This window comes from Georgenia muralis (genome assembly GCF_003814705.1).
Taxonomy (GTDB): domain Bacteria; phylum Actinomycetota; class Actinomycetes; order Actinomycetales; family Actinomycetaceae; genus Georgenia; species Georgenia muralis.
The window spans coordinates 3,158,523-3,175,332 of record NZ_RKRA01000001.1; the positions used below are offsets into that span (position 1 = coordinate 3,158,523).

Below are 16,810 nucleotides of genomic sequence, written 5' to 3' on the forward strand. Positions count from 1 at the left end.
GGCGAGAAGGGATCGCCCGGATGGTGGGCAAGCGTCTAGCCTGCGCGGTGACGGACCGCCCTGCCGTCCCGGCCCCGCCGAAAGGACCCCACCATGATGCGCCCCGCGCGCCTGCTCGGCGCCCTCGCCGCCTCCGCCCTCCTCCTCGCCGGCTGCGGCTCGACCGACGACGACGCGCCCGCCGGCGGCGGCACGGACGCCACCGGCGCCGCCGCAGAGACCGTCGAGATCGGCATCACCCAGATCGTCTCCCACCCGTCCCTCGACGCCGCGCGGGAGGGCTTCAAGCGCGCGCTCGCGGAGAACGGGGTCGAGGCCACGTACGACGAGCAGAACGCCCAGGGTGACCAGTCCACCGCCACATCCATCGCCAACACGTTCGCCACGGGCGGGAAGGACCTCGTCCTGGCCATCGCCACACCCACGGCGCAGGCCGCGGCGCAGGCGATCACCGACGTCCCCGTGCTCTTCACCGCCGTCACCGAGCCGGCGGAGGCCGGGCTGGTGGACAGCTGGGAGGCGCCCGGCGGGAACCTCACCGGCACCTCGGACCTCAACCCGGTCCGTGAACAGCTCGAGCTGCTGGTCGAGATCGCGCCCGACGCCGAGACGGTCGGCATCGTCTACAGCTCCGGCGAGGTCAACTCCGAGGTGCAGGTCGAGCTCGCCAAGGAGGCGGCCGACGAGCTCGGCCTGACGATCGAGGAGGCCACCGTGAGCACCTCCGCCGAGGTCCAGCAGGCCGCCCAGTCCCTCGAGGTCGACGCGTTCTACATCCCCACCGACAACGCCGTCGTCTCGGCGCTCGAGTCCGTGATCGCCGTCGCCGAGCAGCGCCAGGTGCCCCTCGTCGTCGGCGAGTCCGACAGTGTGGAGCGCGGCGGCCTGGCCACCTACGGCATCGACTACGACAAGCTCGGCTACCAGACCGGGCTCATGGCGGTCCAGATCCTCACCGAGGGCGCCGACCCGGCCGAGATGCCGGTGGAGACGCTCGAGGAGCTCACCCTCGTCGTCAACAGCGGCGCGGCCGAGCGCATGGGCGTGAGCATCCCGCAGGCGGTCCTCGACCGCGCTGACACGGTCGTCGAGTAGTGGTCGTCGCCGTCGAGCTGGGCCTCCTCTACGCCGTCATGGCGCTGGGGGTCTATCTCACCTTCCGGATTCTCGACTTCCCCGACCTCACGGTCGACGGGTCGTTCACCACGGGCGGTGCGACGGCGGCCATGCTCATCATCTCCGGCACCCCGCCGCTGCTCGCGACGGCGGCGGCGGGCGTGACCGGACTGGCCGCCGGGGTCATCACCGGCGTCCTGCACACCAAGGGCAGGATCAACGGCCTCCTCGCCGGCATCCTCACCCAGATCGGGCTGTACTCGATCAACCTGCGGATCATGGGCGGCAAGGCCAACTTGCCGCTGCTGCGCGAGGAGACGCTGTTCACCCCGCTGCGGGACTCGGCCCTGCTCGGCACCGCGGTCGCCGTCGGCATCTTCACCGTCGGCGCCCTTGCCCTCAAGCTCGTGCTCGACTGGTTCCTCCACACCGACACCGGCCTGGCCATGCAGGCCACGGGCGACAACGAGGAGATGATCCGGTCCTTCGGTGTCTCCACGGACTTCATGAAGGTGCTCGGGCTGGCGCTGTCCAACGGCCTCGTCGCGGTGTGCGGGGCGCTCATCGCGCAGTACCAGGGCTTCGCCGACGTCGGCATGGGGATCGGCCTGATCGTCGCCGGTCTCGCGTCGGTCATCATCGGCCAGGCGATCGTGGGCCAGCGCGTCATCGTCGTCGCCACGCTCGCCGTCGTCGTCGGCTCGGTGCTCTACCGCGTGGTCATCCAGGTGGCCCTCGGCGCGGGCCTGAACCCCAACGACATGAAGCTCATCTCGGCCGTGCTCGTCGTCCTCGCCCTCGTCCTGCCGCGCTGGTCGGTGCTGCGGCGGTTCAAGCCGGCCCGGCGGGTGCGGGACGTGACCGCAGGGGCGGAGGCCTGATGCTCCACGTCGACGGCGTCACCCAGACCTTCTTCCCGGGCAGCGTGAACGAGCGGGTCGCGCTGCGGGAGGTGGAGCTCCGGCTCTTCGAGGGCGAGTTCGTCACCGTCATCGGGTCCAACGGTGCGGGGAAGTCGACGCTGCTCAACGTCGTCTCCGGCAAGCTCCGGCCGGAGGCGGGGAGGGTGCGGATCGACGAGCGGGACGTCACCCGGCTCGCCGACTTCCAGCGTGCCCGCTACATCGGCCGGGTCTTCCAGGACCCGATGGCCGGGACGGCCCCGCACATGACGATCGAGGAGAACCTCGCGATCGCGTTCGAGCGTGGCCGCCGGCGCGGCCTGCGGCGCGGGGTGACGGGCGCGAAGCGGGAACGGTTCCGCGAGGACCTCGCCAGCCTCGAGCTCGGTCTGGAGAACCGGCTGCGGGCGAAGGTCGGTCTGCTCTCCGGCGGTCAGCGCCAGGCCCTCTCGCTGCTCATGGCGACCTTCTCCGAGCCGCGCATCCTGCTGCTGGACGAGCACACGGCAGCTCTCGACCCGCAGCGCGCAGCCCTGATCTCCCGGCTCACCGCCGAGCTCGTCGAGCGCCACCGGCTGACGACGCTCATGGTCACGCACAACATGGAGCAGGCCCTGAGCATGGGCACGCGGCTCATCATGATGCACGAGGGCCGCATCATCCTCGACGTCGACGACGCCCGGAAGTCGCGCATGAGCCCGGCCGACCTGCTGGCCGAGTTCGAGAAGATCAAGGGCGGCGGTCTCGACGACCGCACCCTCCTGCAGTAGCACGGTTCCACGGCGCCCGAGAAGGACCTGGACCGCACGTCGCCCGGCGTCCGGTCGGACCCGGGTCCGAGCCCGGGGGCCGGACGGGAACCTACCGACCACGGGGCCCACCGGCGGCCCGTCGTGACGCCTCCAGCGCCCGGGCCAGGGACTCTGTGTCGTGGGGGCCCGTGTGCCGGGCCTCCCCGACGAAGAAGGTGGGCGTGCCGCGCGCCCCGCTGGCCTCCGCGCTCGCCACGTCCGCGCGGACCAGGGCAGCGGTGTCCTCGTCGTCCAGGTCACGCAGGAAGGCCTCGACGTCCAGGCCGAGGTCCCGGGCATACCCGGCGAGGTCGGCGACGTCGAGCTGGTCCTGGTGCGAGAACAGCAGGTCGTGCATCTCCCAGAAGCGGCCCTGCCGCTGCGCGGCGACCGCGGCGCGGGCGGCCCGCTCGGCCCGGGGGTGCACGTCGACGAGCGGAAGGTGGCGGAAGACGTAGCGGAGGTCGTCGCCCAGGCGCTCCCGGAGCTCGTCGGTCACCCCGGTGGCGCGGGCGCAGAACGGGCACTCGAAGTCGCCGTACTCGACCAGCGTGAGGGGTGCGTCGACGGGGCCACGGATCTGGTCGCGGGCCGGGTCCACCGGCCGGTCGAGGAACCGGGGGAGGTCCGCGTCGGTCTGGCCGCGGAAGACGGCGGCGGCACGGAAGACCGCCCAGCCGAGCGCGGTCCCGACCACGGCGGCGATGAGGACGCCGACCGTGGCCTGGTCACGCAGCGCCGGGTCGTCGAAGGCGAGACCGGCGATGAGGAGGGCGACGGTGAAGCCGATCCCCGACAGCGCCGCGCCGCCGAGGACGTGCCCGAACCCGACCCCGGCGGGCAGCCGGCCCAGACCGGCTCGCACCGCAGCCCGCGTCGTCAGGCCCACACCGAGAAGCTTGCCGACGACGAGCGCGACCACCACCGCCCACGTGAGGCGGGACGAGAGCGCCTCGACGAGCACGCCGTCGCGCAGGTCGACCCCGGCGTTGGCCAGGGCGAACAGGGGCACCACGACGTAGCCGGCCCAGGGGTGCAGGGTGGTCTGGAGCCGCTCGTTGACCGACACGGCGCGGACCAGGCCCAGGCGCGCGGACCGGCCGACCACGACGTCGGGAGACTGGCGGAACGGCGGAACCGCACCGCCGCTCCCTCGACCAGGTCGCGTGCGGGCGGGTGGGCCGCCACCAGCAGGCCGCCGAGCATGCCGGCGATCGAGGCGTGGAGACCCGCCTGGACGGCGGCCACCCACAGCGCGAGGCCGACCGCGGCGTACGGTGCCGCCCGCCACACGCCGAGCCGGCTGAACACCGCCAGCAGCGTCCCCAGGGCCGCCATGGCGACGAGTGCGGCCACGTCGAGGGACTCGGTGTAGAACACGCCGATGACGCTGACGGCGACGATGTCGTCGATGACCGTCAGGGTGAGGAGGAAGACCCGCAGCTGGGTGGCGAACGTGGGGCCCACCACGGCCAGGGCGCCGAGCATGAAGGCCGTGTCGGTCCCGATCACCACGCCCCACCCGCGGGCCGCGTCACCACCCGGTGCCAGCGCGAGGAAGAGCAGCGCCGGGACGGCCAGGCCGCCCAGGGCGGCGGCCACCGGGACGGCGGTGCGCCGGAGGTCGGTGAGCTCACCGACCGAGAGCTCGCGCCGGACCTCCAGGCCGATGACGAAGAAGAACAGCGCCATGAGGCCGTCGTTGACCCAGTGGCCCAGATCCGTCGACAGCTCCCAGCCGGCCACCGAGACGCCCGCCTCGACCGCCCAGAACGAGAGGTAGGCGTCGGACCACGGCGAGTTCGCCCAGGCCAGGGCGACCACGGTGGCCGCCAGCAGCAGCCCTGCGCTCCCGGCCTCCGTGCTGAGGAACCGCCGGGCTGGTGCCGACAGCTGGGCGAGGAGGGCGCGCCGACCCGCCCGGGTCTGCACCCGTGCCGGTGGTGGATCGGCAGGCATGGCGGTGGTGGTGGCCGGACGGGGCGGTCAGTTGCCTGCCGCGCGGTACCTCTCGACCACGTCGGCGCTGATGCGTCCGCGTGGGCTGACGGTGATGCCCTGGCCCACCGCCCACGCGCGGACGGCGGCGGGGTCGAACCCCCGCTTCGTGGTGCTCGACGCCGACGTCCGGCGGTGCTGGGAGCCCACCTTCCGGGCGGCCGCGAGGTAGGGCGCGAGCGCCTTCTCGAAGGCGGCGACCTCGTCGCTGGTCAGGTCGACCCGGTAGAGCACGCCCTCGTAGGAGAAGTCGACCGACCGGCCCCTGCCGCGCTCGACGGGCCGGCCGGAGAGGTCGGAGACCAGCTCGGTGATCGTCTTCGTCGCCATGGTCGTCAACCTAGCCTGCTCGGTGGCCCGTCGAGGCCGGAGAGGGCGCTTGCGTCACCGAGCTTGTCGGCCGGGATGACGCTGAGGGTGCCGTCGCTCTCGAGGACGATCGCGGCCACGTCGGCCATCGAGCCGAGGCCGGTGCTCCGCACGGCCTGACGCAGCTCCTCGACGGTGAGGCGCTGCTCGCGCACCGCCGGCAGCGGCTCGCCGTCGCGCAGCACCAGGGTGGGCCCCGACGTCACGGCGGAGCGCAGGTGCGGGCGCCGGGACGACGTCCACGTCACGGCCAGCTGCAGGACCGCGAGGACGCCGAGTGCCAGCGCGCCCTCGCTCCACGAGATGTCTGAGCTGAGCAGGATGGTGGCCAGGGTCGACCCGAGCGCCACGGTGACGACGAGGTCGAAGGCGTTGAGCTTGGCCAGCGCTCGTTTCCCGGCGACGCGGAGCACGACGACGACCGTGACGTAGGCGGCCGTGCCGACGACGGCGATGCGGAGGAGGTCGGACCACGAGTCGAACCACATGCGGCCAGCCTCCCAGGGTCGCGAGCGACGTGCGGTCACCTCCGGGCCCTGTGTCACGGGAACGCCCCGATGTGAGCGCTAACCTGGCTCCGGACCCGGACAGGACGACGCCCGCGACGACGCCGGGCGAGAACGGAGCACTGCGATGGAGCACCAGGACGAGGCACAGATCCGTGCCGCGCTGACCGAGGGACGCACGGCGCTGGGGATCGAGCTGGGCTCGACGAACATCAAGGCGTCGCTGATCGGGCCCGACCAGGCCCCGCTCGCCAGCGGGAGCCACGCGTGGGAGAACGAGTTCGTCGACCGGGTGTGGACGTACTCCCTCGACGCGGTGTGGGCCGGGGTGCAGGCGGCCGTGGCGGCGGTGCTCGCCGACGCCGAGCAGCGCCACGGCGTCCGCCCCGCCACGGTGGGGGCGGTCGGCGTCTCGGCGATGATGCACGGCTACCTCGCGCTCGACGAGGGCGGTGAGCTCCTCGTGCCCTTCCGCACGTGGCGCAACACGAGCACCGGGGCCGCGGCCGCCGAGCTCACGGACGCGCTGGCCTTCAACGTGCCCCTGCGCTGGTCCGTCGCCCACCTGTACCAGGCCGTTCTCGACGACGAGCCGCACGTGCCGCAGATCCGGTTTCTCACCACGCTCGCCGGCTACGTGCACTGGCGGCTGACGGGCGAGAAGGTGCTGGGCGTGGGTGACGCGTCGGGCATGTTCCCGATCGACCCCGCCACCGGTGACTACGACGCCGGGATGCTCGCCACGGTGGACGGGCTCCTCTCCTCGCACGGCGCGGACGTCCGTCTCGTCGACGTGCTGCCGCGGGTCCTGCCCGCGGGTGGCGACGCCGGCACCCTGAGCGAGGAGGGGGCCGCACTCCTCGACCCCAGCGGCACCCTGCGCGCCGGGGTGCCGCTCTGCCCGCCCGAGGGCGACGCGGGCACCGGGATGGTGGCGACCAACGCGGTGGCCCCGCGCACCGGCAACGTCAGCGCGGGCACGAGCATCTTCGCGATGGTCGTGCTGGAGAGGGCGCTGGAGCGCGTGCACCACGAGATCGACGTCGTCACCACGCCGGCGGGCGACCCGGTGGCGATGGTCCACTGCAACAACGGGGCGAGCGAGCTCGGCGCCTGGGCCGGGCTGCTCGGCGAGCTGGCCGCGGCGCTGGGCCACCCCGCCGAGCCGGCCGAGGTGTTCGGCGCCCTGCTGCGCAGCGCCCTGGAGGGTGAGGCGGACGGCGGTGGCCTGCTCGCCTACAACTACCTCTCGGGCGAGCCCATCACGGGGCTCGAGGAGGGGCGGCCGCTCTTCGTCCGCACCCCGGGCTCGCGCCTCACGCTCGCCAACTTCGCGCGGACCCAGGTCCTCGGCGTCTTCGCCACCCTCAGCCTGGGGATGCGGGTGCTGGAGGAGGAGGGGGTGGCCGTCGACTCGATGTTCGCGCACGGCGGCCTGTTCCGGACCGCGGGGGTGGCGCAGCGCCTGCTCGCAGCGGCGACGGGTGCGCCGGTCGCCGTCGGCACCACGGCGGGCGAGGGCGGCGCGTGGGGGATCGCCGTGCTCGCCGCCTATCGCCGGGCGGTCGCCAACGGCAGCGCGGGGGATCGGGACCTGGCGACGTGGCTGGCGGAGGAGGTCTTCGCGGACGTCACGCTCGACGTCGTCGAGCCGGACGCCGACGACGTGACCGGGTACGCCGCGTACCTCGAGCGCTACACCGCCGGCCTGGCCATCGAGCGGGCCGCCGTCGAGGCGGTCCACTGACCGTCACACGAGGAGCGACTGCCCGCCGTCGATCCACACCTCGGTGCCCGTGATGTGGGCGGATGCGTCGGAGGCGAGGAACAGGACGAGGTCGGCCACCTGCTGCGCGCTGCCGGGCCGGCCGTGGGTGAGCGGGATCTGACCCTCCGGGTACTCCACCGGGACCTGGACGTCATCGAGGTCGCGCTGCTCGGTGTTGTCGTCGATCTCGGTCTCGATGGCGCCCGGGCAGATGACGTTGACGCGCACCCGGTCCTGGGCGAGCTCGACGGCCACCATCTTGGCGAAGGCCACCTGGCCCGCCTTGCTGCTGCTGTACGCCGAGGCGCCGGTGTTGCTGAACGTCCGCGTGCCGTTGATCGAGGACGTGATGACCACCGAGCCCCCCTGCCGCCGGAGCAGCGGGGCGGCGTACTTGACCGTGATGAACGTGCCGGTGAGGTTGGTGTCGATGGTGGTGCGCCACTCGTCGACCGTCAGCTCCTCGAGCGGCGCCCACACGCCGTTGATCCCGGCGTTGGCGAGCACGACGTCCAGCCGTCCGAACCGCTCGTCGACCTGGTCGACGATGCCGGCCATGCCCGCCTCGTCGGCGACGTCCCCGCCCACCGCCATGCCGGTGCCGCCGGCGCGCTCGATCTCGGCGAGGACGTCGTCGGCGTGCTCCTTCCGGTGGCCGAGGACCACGACCGCTGCCCCGGCGCCGGCCAGCGCGAGGGCCGACGCCCTGCCGATCCCCGAGCCGGCCCCGGTCACCAGCGCCACCTTGCCGTCGAGTCGCATGCGTGCCTCCTGATCGTCCGAGGCACCAGGGTGGGGGGCGTCGTGCGGGTCGGCAAGCGGGAACCAGGTCACGACGCCGGCTGGAGCTCGCCGTCGCTCTCCGCCGTGCGGTCCCAGTCGCGGGGGGTGAGGTCGGGACGGCGGTTCTCGTAGTCGCTGCCCAGGAGCGGGGAGGAGATGAGCATGTCCGCCGTCGCGACGTTGCACGCCATCGGGACGTTCCACACGGCCCCGATCCGCAGGAGCGCCTTGACGTCGGGGTCGTGCGGCTGCGCCTCCAGCGGGTCCCAGAAGAAGACCAGCATGGTGATGCTGCCCTCGGCGATCCTGGCGCCGATCTGCTGGTCGCCGCCGACGGGGCCCGAGAGGAAGCGGTGGACGGGCAGGCCGAGCTCGAACTCGAGCATCGTCCCGGTCGTGCCGGTGGCGTAGAGCTGGTGCTGGGCGAGGGTGCCGCGGTTGTACTCCGCCCAGCGCAGCAGCTCCACCTTCATGTTGTCGTGGGCGACGAGGGCGATGTGTCGGGGCTTGATGTTCGGGCTCATGGCGAGCTCCTCCGGTCGAGCAGTGGTGCAGGACCGCCGCCGCGCCGTTGCACGCGCCGTGGCACCAACACTGGCGCATGCCGGGCGGACTGTCACGAGTCGTGGCGCTCTCGTGCCCGGCGAACCATCCTCGTCCGTCGCTGACCTGCACAGACGCCGCCGGAAGTGACCGAGGGCACGGTACGCCGGGGTGCGTCGTCGACGCCGACGTCCTGGTCCTGCACGTCACCCAGGGACCGCGAATGCCGGACCACCGCACCCTGGCGGTATCGGGCCTGTCCGACATGTGAGAACCGTTGACACCATGCGGACCGTCCCGCAAACTCGACACATGTCCACGGCCCGGTCTCTGAACTCGCTCTCCGCGAGCTCCGTCGACGTCTCGTCGATGTGCCGTTGCCTGTGTCGAATGTGCCGCTGACCTCTCGCGTCCGGTCCCCTCAGCTCTGAGGAGCCCCAGGCATGACGCCTGGACCGCGTGGACCCTCCCGCTGCATCGCGGCGCACCCCGACACCGCAGGACCTGGCAGGAACCAGGGCGCCCGGCGTCGGCCCGGACCAGTGCATCACCGAACGCCGAAGGAATCGACGTGTCGAACCCCAGCCGTACCGACGTCCTGCCCATCCAGGAAGTGGTCGCCAAGGCCTCCCCGAGCGCGTGGCTCGACGGCCTCGTCCTCTCCAGCCGTCCCGCTGAGCTCACCGTCGTCCTGCTGGACGGCGGCGTGCGGACGCTGACCACCGGGGCCGGCGCGCCCGTGGGCGAGCCCGTCGCCGTGCACCCCGTCGCCGAGCTCGTCGCGGTCGGTGGGGTGTGGTTCTCGGCGCGAGCCGAGGTGGCCGTCGAGGCCTAGGCGCTCGTCATCGACGACATCATCGACGAGCACGCCTCGACCATGGCACGGCAGGCCATGGCGCAGACCCGGCAGTGCTCGGACATGGCGGCGTGCGTCTCGCACTCCGCCGCGCAGGCCTCGCCCATGGCCATGCACGCCGACGTCATCGCGGTCATGACGGCCATGTCGTAGCCCGTCGGCCGCATCATCATGCGCATCATCGCCGTCGCGACGTCGGCGGTGTTGGTACACATGGCGGCGCAGCGCCCCATGCCCTCGCCCGCGTCGGCGTCGGCGCACATCGTCGCGGCCATCGCCGCCGCGGAGCACGCCTCGATGCACTGCTGCATCATGGGCATCTCCATGCCGGCCTTCTCGGCCATCGGCATCGACTTCATCATGTCGGCCATCATGTTCATCGCAGCTCGCCCACCCTCGTCGTCACGTGACCTCTGTCACGTGACGACGTTACGCCGGGCGTGATCCGCCACGCCAGAGGGCGGTTTGCCCGGAACCTACGGGGTGAGCTCGACGTCCTCGCCGCGGAGCAGGGCCCGGAACCCGTCGTCCTGGACCGTGACGTCCCGGAGCACGAGGCCCTCGGGCAGTCCTTCGAGCTCGTGCTCGATGGTGACGAGCTCGCGCACGAGCGCGGCGAGGGCACCGGAGAGGAAGGACGGGCCGCCGACGTCGATGGAGCGTGGCTCGACGACGAGGCGCCCGTCCTCGACCTCGACCGTCCCGGTGGCGACGACGGGGAGCTCCCGGCCGAGGACCTCCACGGTCCGGACGACGCTCGCCTGGCCGCCGTCGGCCTCGCGCAGGGTGGTCCCCTCGCCGAGCTCGGCCGCGACGACGTCGAACGGCACGGTCGCCTCGAGGGTGAGCCTCGCCGCGACGATCTGCTCGTCGCTCGTGACCACGTCCCGGCCGACGGCGGTGACGTCGAGGAACGTCGAGCCCGCGGCCGTGACGGCGCCGGCGTCGAGAGTGAGGTCGCCCAGCCACACCTCGTCCTCGCCGAGGTCGGCCGGTGGGCCGGTGGGCGGCGACCCGGCGCCCGGCGCCGGCGGGGCGGGGTCCCGGTCGTCGCGGTCCGGCTCGGTCACCGCCCACCACGTGAGGACCAGACCGAGCGCCAGGACGAGGAGCATCGCCGTGGCGCCGATGAGCCAGTCCTTCATGCGTGCCCGGTCCATCCGCACAGTGTGGGGGGTCGACGGCCGGCCCGCCGCCCGGCGGCGCGAGCCGGGCGCGCCACGGAGCACCTCGCGGGCCCCGCACCACCGGCGGGGCGGTAGGATGACGCTGCACAGACGCGCAGTCGGGACGCCGGGAACGGACGGACCGGTGCCGGACCGTCGACCCGGCGAGCTGCCGTCCGTGGCCGGCCCCTGACCGGGGGGCCGGAGCGTTCTGCCCTGCGGGGACGAACAGATCATGGTGGGCGCCCGCGACCGTCACGTCGATCTCCCGAGATCCGTGCGGCGGGGCCACCACCCCACGCGGCCGGCCAGGCCGCTCGAGTCGACGGTTCCCGGGCAGCGGGTCCCCGTGGGCCCCTCACCCCGGCCGTCAACGCAGGAGGAGCACCGAGTGGCGCAGAGAGCCCAGCGACAGTCCGGCACGCGCCGTCCCCAGCGCGACCAGCGACGCGCCCGCCACCACGACAACGAGGGCATCATGCCGGTCCTCGCCCGCCTCGTCCGTGAGGTCGAGGCGTCCGTCCAGCGCGGCCGGGTGGTGCCCTCGGTGCGTTCGAAGTTCCAGGTCGTGGCCCTGCTGGTACGCGAGGAGCGGGCCCGCCTCAAGGCGGAGACCACCCTCCCGGAGGCCCGGCGCGCCGAGGAGCTCAAGCGCCTGGACGGCATCGCGGGGATCCTGGCCCGGACCGCGGTGCGTGACTCCTCCCTCATGGCGCTGCTCGACGACGACGCGGTGGTCTCCGACGCGGCGAAGGAGCTCCGGCGCGAGCTGCTGCAGGGCCTGGGCTTCGAGGTCGAGCCCGACGAGGACGACGAGCCCGAGGCGGTCGAGACCGCGGCGACCGCACGGCGGGTGGTGCCGCAGTCGGTCGTCTCGCGCCAGCTCGCCAACCCCTTCCTCGCGCCCGACTACTCCGCCGCCGGACGGCGGGCCGTCCGGCCGCGACGCCTCGCCGGCTGGGAGCTGCTCGGCCCGCTGTTCCGTTCCTTCGAGCTGGGTGGGGCGTCGTCCTGCATGGACCTGCCCGAGCCGTCGCCGGTGCGCCTGCCGGGCGGCCTGGAGCTCATGCCCCACCAGGCGCGGGTCGTCGCCGCGGCCGCGGCCGGGCACCGCACCTTCCTCCTGGCCGACGAGCCGGGCCTGGGCAAGACGGCGCAGGCGCTGCTCGCCGCGCAGGCCGCCGACGCCTACCCGCTCCTCGTCGTCGTGCCCAACGTCGTCAAGACGAACTGGGCCCGGGAGGTCGGGCTGTGGACGCCCCACCGGCGGGCCACGGTCGTCCACGGTGACGGGCACACCGTCGACGCGTTCGCCGACATCGTCGTCGTCAACTACGAGGTGCTCGACCGGCACGTCGGCTGGTTGGGTGACCTGGGGTTCCGGGGCATGGTGGTCGACGAGGCGCACTACATCAAGAACAAGAGGTCGCAGCGCTCGCAGCACGTCCTGGAGATCGCCGAGCGGATCCGCTTCCGCACCGGCAACCCGCTGCTCATGGCACTGACGGGCACCCCGCTCATCAACGACATCGAGGACTTCCAGGCCATCTGGGAGTTCCTGGGCTGGATCGACGACAAGAAGCCGCTCGGCGAGCTCATGGCCGCGCTGGAGGAGACGGGTCTGACGCCCGCCGACCACGAGTTCTACGCCGCGGCGCGGGCGGCGGTCATCGACCGGGGGATCGTTCGCCGGCGCAAGATCGACGTGGCCGCCGACATCCCGGCCCGCCGGGTCGCCGACCTGCCTGTCGAGCTCGACGGGGAGGCCGGCCGCTCCGTCCGGGCGGCCGAGCAGGCCCTGGCCCGGCGCCTCGTGCGGCGGTACGACATGGCGCTCGAGGCGCGGCACGGCGCCGAGGTGGTCGAGGGCCTCGACCTCGAGCTCGTCCGCCAGGTCGCGCGGTGGGAGCGCAACGACAAGGCCGCGGCGAAGTCGGACGAGAACGTCTTCTCCATGATGCGACGCATCGGCGAGGCGAAGGCGGGTCCCGCGGCGGACTACGCCGCCCAGCTGGTGCGCAGCGTCGGCAAGGTGGTCTTCTTCGCCAAGCACATCGACGTCCTCGACGCCGCGGAGGAGACCTTCGCCCAGCGCGGGATCCGGTACGCGTCCATCCGGGGCGACCAGACGGCGTCGGCCCGGCAGAAGCACATCGACGCGTTCACGAACGACCCCGACGTCGCCGTCGCCGTCTGCTCGCTCACCGCGGCCGGGGTCGGCATCAACCTCCAGGTCGCGTCCAACATGGTCCTCGCGGAGCTGTCGTGGACCGACGCGGAGCAGACCCAGGCCATCGACCGCATCCACCGCATCGGTCAGGCGGAGCCCGTCACCGCGTGGCGGATCATCGCCGCGCAGACGCTCGACGCGAAGATCGCCGAGCTCATCGACGCCAAGGCGGGCCTCGCCGCCCGGGCGCTGGACGGGTCGGACGAGGAGATCGGGTCCTCGAGCGACGTCCAGCTCGACGCGCTCGTCGCCCTCCTCACCGACGCGCTCACCGAGCGGGCGGCCGGGTAGGGCGCGGCGTCAGCGTCGCGCCAGGGCGCCGGCCATGCGCTCGACCGCCTGCTCGAGCAGCGGCCGCGGCAGCGCGAAGTTCAGGCGCACGAAGCCCCGGCCGGCGCGGCCGCACGCCGCGCCGTCGGTCAGCGCCACGTCCGCCTCGTGCAGGAAGAACTCCTGGGGCGACGTCAGTCCCAGCGTTCGGCAGTCGAGCCAGGCCAGGTAGGTCCCCTCCGGCGCGATGTAGCCGACCTCCGGCAGGCGCTCGGCGAGCAGGCGGCGCAGCAGCGTCTCGTTGCCCCGCAGGTACTCCTTGACCTCCGCCAGCCACTCCCGGCCCTGGTCGTACGCGACCGTCGCGGCGATCGCCCCGAGGGTTCCCGTGAGGTTCTGGGTCCGGCCGCCGACGGCGTCCCACCGCTCGAGGTCGGCGTCGGCCGTGAGGACGAGCTGCCCGCACTTCAGGCCGGGCATGTTCCACGCCTTCGAGGCCGAGGTCGCGGTGATCGTGTGGGCCGCCGCGGCGGCCGAGAGGCCGGCGTAGGGCAGGTGGCGGCGTCCCGGGCCGACGAGGGGCGCGTGGATCTCGTCGGCGAAGACCCGGCCGCCGTGGCGGGCGACGACGCCGGCGACCGCGAGGAGCTCCTTCCGGTCGAACACCCGCCCGGTGGGGTTGTGCGGGTTGCACACGACGAGCAGCTCGCCGCCGGCGGAGAACGCGGCGTCGAGGGCCTCGAGGTCGTGGACGTACCGGCCGCCGACGAGGCGGAGCGGGACCTCGAGCACCTCCCGGCCCAGCACCGGCGGCAGGGTGAGGAACGGCATGTACGCCGGCGTGGGCACGATGACCGGCGAGCCCGGGGTGGTGAAGTGCTCGATCGTCGCCTGGAGGCCGGCGAGCACGTCCCCGACCGGCCGGACCCGGTCCTGCTCCACCGCCCAGCCGTACTCCCGGAGCATCCACCCGGCGGTCGCCCGGGACATCTCCTCGGCCACACCCCGTGAGACGTACCCGAGCTCGCCGCGCTCCACCGCCCGGAGCAGGGCGGCCGTGACCGGCGGCGCCGTCCCGAAGTCCATCTCGGCGACGAACGCACCGATCTTCCCGGGGTAGCGCGTCCACTTCTCGCTGGACGCGGCCCAGTCGGCGGAGAGGTCGTCGAGGGGGTGAACCATGGCGCCATGTCTACGCCGCCCGGGCCCGGGCCGGCCGGGCGTGCCAACCGGTGGAACGCCGTCGTGCTGGGCCGCCGCCATCCGGGAAGATCACGGTGGCCCAGGCGTGCGCCGACGATCTCCGGTAGGGCTCACGCGCGAGGCGCGGGCGGGTGGACACCCGAGGGCCGCCCGCACCACCCCGACCACGGAGGACGACATGCCCGAGCTGCCCCAGCCAGCCATCGACCCGGCTGGCCTGCGTCCGGCCACCCTGGCCGTGCGGGGCGGGCAGTACCGCAGTGCCTTCCAGGAGACCTCTGAGGCGCTCTACCTCACCCAGGGCTACGTCTACGACCGGGCCGCCGACGCCGAGGCCGCCTTCGCCGAGGAGATCGAGCGCTACACGTACTCGCGGTACGCCAACCCCACGGTGACGACGTTCGAGGAGCGCCTCGCGCTGATCGAGGGCGCGGAGGACTGCTGTTCCACCGCCTCGGGCATGTCCGCCGTGTTCACCACCCTGGCGTCGCTCGTCTCGAGCGGTTCCCGGATCGTCGCGGCCCGGGAGCTCTTCGGCTCCTCGCTGGTCGTCCTCGACGACATCCTCGGCCGCTGGGGCGTGCGCACCGACTACGTCCGCGGCACCGACCTCGACCAGTGGGCCCGCGCCCTGACCACCCCGGCGGACGTCGTCCTCCTCGAGTCGCCCTCGAACCCCATGCAGGACGTCCTCGACCTCCCGGAGATCGCCCGCCTCGCCCACGCGGCGGGCGCCGTCGTCGTCGTCGACAACGTCTTCGCGACCCCGGTCCTGCAGCGCCCGCTCGAGCTCGGCGCCGACGTCGTCGTGTACTCCGCCACCAAGCACATCGACGGGCAGGGCCGGGTCATGGGCGGGGCGGTGCTCGGCAGCCGCGACCTCGTCCGTGGACCGTTGCAGCAGATGGTCCGCAACACCGGACCCACGCTCGCCCCGTTCAACGCCTGGGTGCTCACCAAGGGCCTGGAGACGATGGCGCTGCGGGTACGGGCCCAGAGCGCCGCCGCGCTCGACCTCGCCACGTGGCTCGAGGAGCAGCCGGGGGTGGCGTCCGTGCGGTACCCGTTCCTGGCCTCACACCCGCAGCACGCGCTGGCCCGCGCGCAGATGAGCGGCGGCGGGACCGTGGTGACGATGACCCTCGAGCGCTCGGGCGGCGACGACGAGCACGAGAAGGACCGCGCCTTCGCCTTCCTCGACGCCCTGCGCGTCATCGACATCTCCAACAACCTCGGCGACGCCAAGTCCCTCGTCACCCACCCGGCGACGACCACGCACCGCCGCGTCGACCCGGCGGTGCGCGCGGAGCTGGGCATCACGGCGACGACGGTCCGCCTGTCCGTGGGCCTCGAGGACGTCGAGGACCTGCGGGAGGACCTCGACGCCGCGCTGGCGGTCCTGCGCGGCGACGACCGTCCCCGAGCAGCGGCGAAGATGAACCCGTGAGACGACGACGAGCGATCTTCCTCGACGTGGACGGCACGTTCGCCGACCGCGGCGTCGTCCCGGCCGGGCACGTGACAGCGGTGCGTGCCGCCCGCGCCGCCGGCCACCTGGTCCTGCTGTGCACCGGCCGGCCGCGCTCCATGCTGCCCGAGCGCATCCTCGAGGCCGGCTTCGACGGGTTCGTCGCCGCCGCCGGCGGCTACGTCGAGGTGGCGGGGGAGGTCCTGGTGGACCGGCGGTTCCCGGCCGCGCTCGCCGCCCGTGTCGTGGAGGTCCTCGACACCCACGACGTCGCCTACGTCCTCGAGGCGCCCGACGCCCTCTACGGCCCGGTCGGCATCGACGAGCGGCTGCGCTCGCTCCTGTCCGGCCAGCTCGGCGGCGACGACGAGCAGGAGGGTCCGGTGGACATCCTCCGGGCGCTGCGCATGTCGGCGGACCTCACCGGTGCCTCGTTCGGGAAGGTCACGATGTTCGACTCCCCGGTGCCGATCGCCTTGCTGGGCACCACCCTGGGCGAGGAGGTCGGGGTGCTGCCGAGCTCGATCCCCGGCATGGGTGACTCGGCCGGCGAGCTGTTCCTCACCGGCGTCCACAAGGCCGCCGGCATGGCGGTGGTCGCCGAGCACCTCGGGGTCGCCCAGCACGACACGGTCGCCTTCGGTGACGGTCTCAACGACCTCGAGATGCTCCAGTACGCCGGCGTCGGCGTGGCGATCGAGGGCGCCGACCCCAGGGTGCTCGCGGTCTCCGACCGGACCGCCCGCGGACCCGGCGAGGAGGGCCTCGCCGACGCGTTCGCCGCGCTCGGGCTTCTCTGAGCCGGTGACGTGACCCGGGGACCGCTGAGGGGGTCCGAAGG

At 73.2% G+C, this 16,810-nt stretch carries 15 protein-coding genes and 1 pseudogene; 8 read left to right on the plus strand and 8 right to left on the minus strand.

Annotated elements, in window-relative coordinates; genetic code table 11:
• Positions 1-93: 93 nt before the first annotated feature.
• The 3 genes from EDD32_RS14210 to EDD32_RS14220 are packed head-to-tail and all read left to right on the plus strand — an operon-like array spanning position 94 to position 2,788.
• A complete protein-coding gene (locus EDD32_RS14210) occupies positions 94-1,095 on the plus strand; it encodes an ABC transporter substrate-binding protein (protein WP_342771410.1) in 1,002 nt (333 codons plus the stop codon).
• A complete protein-coding gene (locus EDD32_RS14215) occupies positions 1,095-1,997 on the plus strand; it encodes an ABC transporter permease (protein WP_123918475.1) in 903 nt (300 codons plus the stop codon). The genes EDD32_RS14210 and EDD32_RS14215 overlap by 1 nt, the downstream gene beginning before the upstream one ends.
• Positions 1,997-2,788, plus strand: a complete 792-nt coding sequence (locus tag EDD32_RS14220) for an ABC transporter ATP-binding protein (protein WP_123918477.1) — start codon at positions 1,997-1,999, stop codon at positions 2,786-2,788. The genes EDD32_RS14215 and EDD32_RS14220 overlap by 1 nt, the downstream gene beginning before the upstream one ends.
• Positions 2,789-2,879: 91 nt before the next feature.
• Here EDD32_RS14220 and nhaA read toward each other — a convergent pair.
• The 3 genes and pseudogenes from nhaA to EDD32_RS14235 form a co-directional block, all read right to left on the minus strand.
• A pseudogene (nhaA, locus tag EDD32_RS20140) lies at positions 2,880-4,768 on the minus strand (Na+/H+ antiporter NhaA).
• 27 nt (positions 4,769-4,795) lie between these two features.
• Positions 4,796-5,137, minus strand: coding sequence for a histone-like nucleoid-structuring protein Lsr2 (locus EDD32_RS14230; protein ID WP_123918479.1), 342 nt, complete (start codon positions 5,135-5,137; stop codon positions 4,796-4,798).
• A 5-nt stretch (positions 5,138-5,142) separates the two neighbouring features.
• Complete coding sequence (locus tag EDD32_RS14235) at positions 5,143-5,664, minus strand: DUF421 domain-containing protein (protein ID WP_123918481.1); 522 nt, start codon at positions 5,662-5,664, stop codon at positions 5,143-5,145.
• Between the two features lie 145 nt (positions 5,665-5,809).
• Between EDD32_RS14235 and EDD32_RS14240 the strand changes: the two genes are divergently transcribed.
• Positions 5,810-7,429, plus strand: a complete 1,620-nt coding sequence (locus EDD32_RS14240; protein ID WP_123918483.1) for a xylulokinase — start codon at positions 5,810-5,812, stop codon at positions 7,427-7,429.
• Positions 7,430-7,432: 3 nt separating this feature from the next.
• Here EDD32_RS14240 and EDD32_RS14245 read toward each other — a convergent pair whose 3' ends face one another.
• Together EDD32_RS14245 and EDD32_RS14250 are read right to left on the minus strand one after the other, a co-directional pair.
• Positions 7,433-8,212, minus strand: a complete 780-nt coding sequence (locus EDD32_RS14245; protein WP_123918485.1) for an SDR family oxidoreductase — start codon at positions 8,210-8,212, stop codon at positions 7,433-7,435.
• Between the two features lie 68 nt (positions 8,213-8,280).
• Positions 8,281-8,757, minus strand: a complete 477-nt coding sequence (locus EDD32_RS14250) for a methylglyoxal synthase (RefSeq protein WP_123918487.1) — start codon at positions 8,755-8,757, stop codon at positions 8,281-8,283.
• 590 nt (positions 8,758-9,347) lie between these two features.
• Here EDD32_RS14250 and EDD32_RS14255 point away from each other — a divergent pair.
• Positions 9,348-9,611: a nuclease gene (locus EDD32_RS14255; RefSeq protein ID WP_123918489.1), complete on the plus strand. Its 264-nt coding sequence runs from the start codon at positions 9,348-9,350 to the stop codon at positions 9,609-9,611.
• Here the strand turns inward: EDD32_RS14255 and EDD32_RS14260 are convergent.
• On the minus strand, positions 9,608-10,012 hold the full coding sequence (locus EDD32_RS14260) for a four-helix bundle copper-binding protein (protein ID WP_123918491.1): 405 nt from the start codon (positions 10,010-10,012) through the stop codon (positions 9,608-9,610). The genes EDD32_RS14255 and EDD32_RS14260 overlap by 4 nt on opposite strands.
• Positions 10,013-10,108: 96 nt before the next feature.
• Complete coding sequence (locus tag EDD32_RS14265) at positions 10,109-10,792, minus strand: LmeA family phospholipid-binding protein (RefSeq protein WP_123918493.1); 684 nt, start codon at positions 10,790-10,792, stop codon at positions 10,109-10,111.
• 397 nt (positions 10,793-11,189) lie between these two features.
• Here EDD32_RS14265 and EDD32_RS14270 point away from each other — a divergent pair, with 397 nt between their 5' ends.
• Entirely contained in the window at positions 11,190-13,319 is a 2,130-nt protein-coding gene (locus EDD32_RS14270; RefSeq protein ID WP_123918495.1) for a DEAD/DEAH box helicase, read from the plus strand.
• A 9-nt stretch (positions 13,320-13,328) separates the two neighbouring features.
• Here the strand turns inward: EDD32_RS14270 and EDD32_RS14275 are convergent, their stop codons facing one another.
• Entirely contained in the window at positions 13,329-14,480 is a 1,152-nt protein-coding gene (locus tag EDD32_RS14275) for a MalY/PatB family protein (RefSeq protein WP_123918497.1), read from the minus strand.
• Positions 14,481-14,679: 199 nt separating this feature from the next.
• Between EDD32_RS14275 and EDD32_RS14280 the strand changes: the two genes are divergently transcribed.
• Both EDD32_RS14280 and EDD32_RS14285 read left to right on the plus strand, forming a co-directional pair.
• Positions 14,680-15,948 carry an O-succinylhomoserine sulfhydrylase gene (locus EDD32_RS14280; RefSeq protein ID WP_123918499.1) on the plus strand — a complete coding sequence of 423 codons (1,269 nt, stop codon included), beginning with the start codon at positions 14,680-14,682 and terminating at the stop codon, positions 15,946-15,948.
• A complete protein-coding gene (locus EDD32_RS14285) occupies positions 15,945-16,769 on the plus strand; it encodes an HAD hydrolase family protein (RefSeq protein WP_123918501.1) in 825 nt (274 codons plus the stop codon). Before EDD32_RS14280 ends, EDD32_RS14285 begins: the two co-directional genes overlap by 4 nt.
• Positions 16,770-16,810: the final 41 nt, after the last annotated feature.

Excerpts from the sequence above, each read along its gene's own strand:
- EDD32_RS14210 (WP_342771410.1), top strand. The coding sequence starts at position 94 with ATGATGCGCCCCGCGCGCCTGCTCGGCGCCCTCGCCGCCTCCGCCCTC.
- EDD32_RS14220 (WP_123918477.1), top strand. The coding sequence starts at position 1,997 with ATGCTCCACGTCGACGGCGTCACCCAGACCTTCTTCCCGGGCAGCGTG.
- EDD32_RS14230 (WP_123918479.1), bottom strand. The coding sequence starts at position 5,137 with ATGGCGACGAAGACGATCACCGAGCTGGTCTCCGACCTCTCCGGCCGG.
- EDD32_RS14235 (WP_123918481.1), bottom strand. The coding sequence starts at position 5,664 with ATGTGGTTCGACTCGTGGTCCGACCTCCTCCGCATCGCCGTCGTCGGC.
- EDD32_RS14240 (WP_123918483.1), top strand. The coding sequence starts at position 5,810 with ATGGAGCACCAGGACGAGGCACAGATCCGTGCCGCGCTGACCGAGGGA.
- EDD32_RS14245 (WP_123918485.1), bottom strand. The coding sequence starts at position 8,212 with ATGCGACTCGACGGCAAGGTGGCGCTGGTGACCGGGGCCGGCTCGGGG.
- EDD32_RS14250 (WP_123918487.1), bottom strand. The coding sequence starts at position 8,757 with ATGAGCCCGAACATCAAGCCCCGACACATCGCCCTCGTCGCCCACGAC.
- EDD32_RS14260 (WP_123918491.1), bottom strand. The coding sequence starts at position 10,012 with ATGAACATGATGGCCGACATGATGAAGTCGATGCCGATGGCCGAGAAG.
- EDD32_RS14265 (WP_123918493.1), bottom strand. The coding sequence starts at position 10,792 with ATGGACCGGGCACGCATGAAGGACTGGCTCATCGGCGCCACGGCGATG.
- EDD32_RS14275 (WP_123918497.1), bottom strand. The coding sequence starts at position 14,480 with ATGGTTCACCCCCTCGACGACCTCTCCGCCGACTGGGCCGCGTCCAGC.
- EDD32_RS14280 (WP_123918499.1), top strand. The coding sequence starts at position 14,680 with ATGCCCGAGCTGCCCCAGCCAGCCATCGACCCGGCTGGCCTGCGTCCG.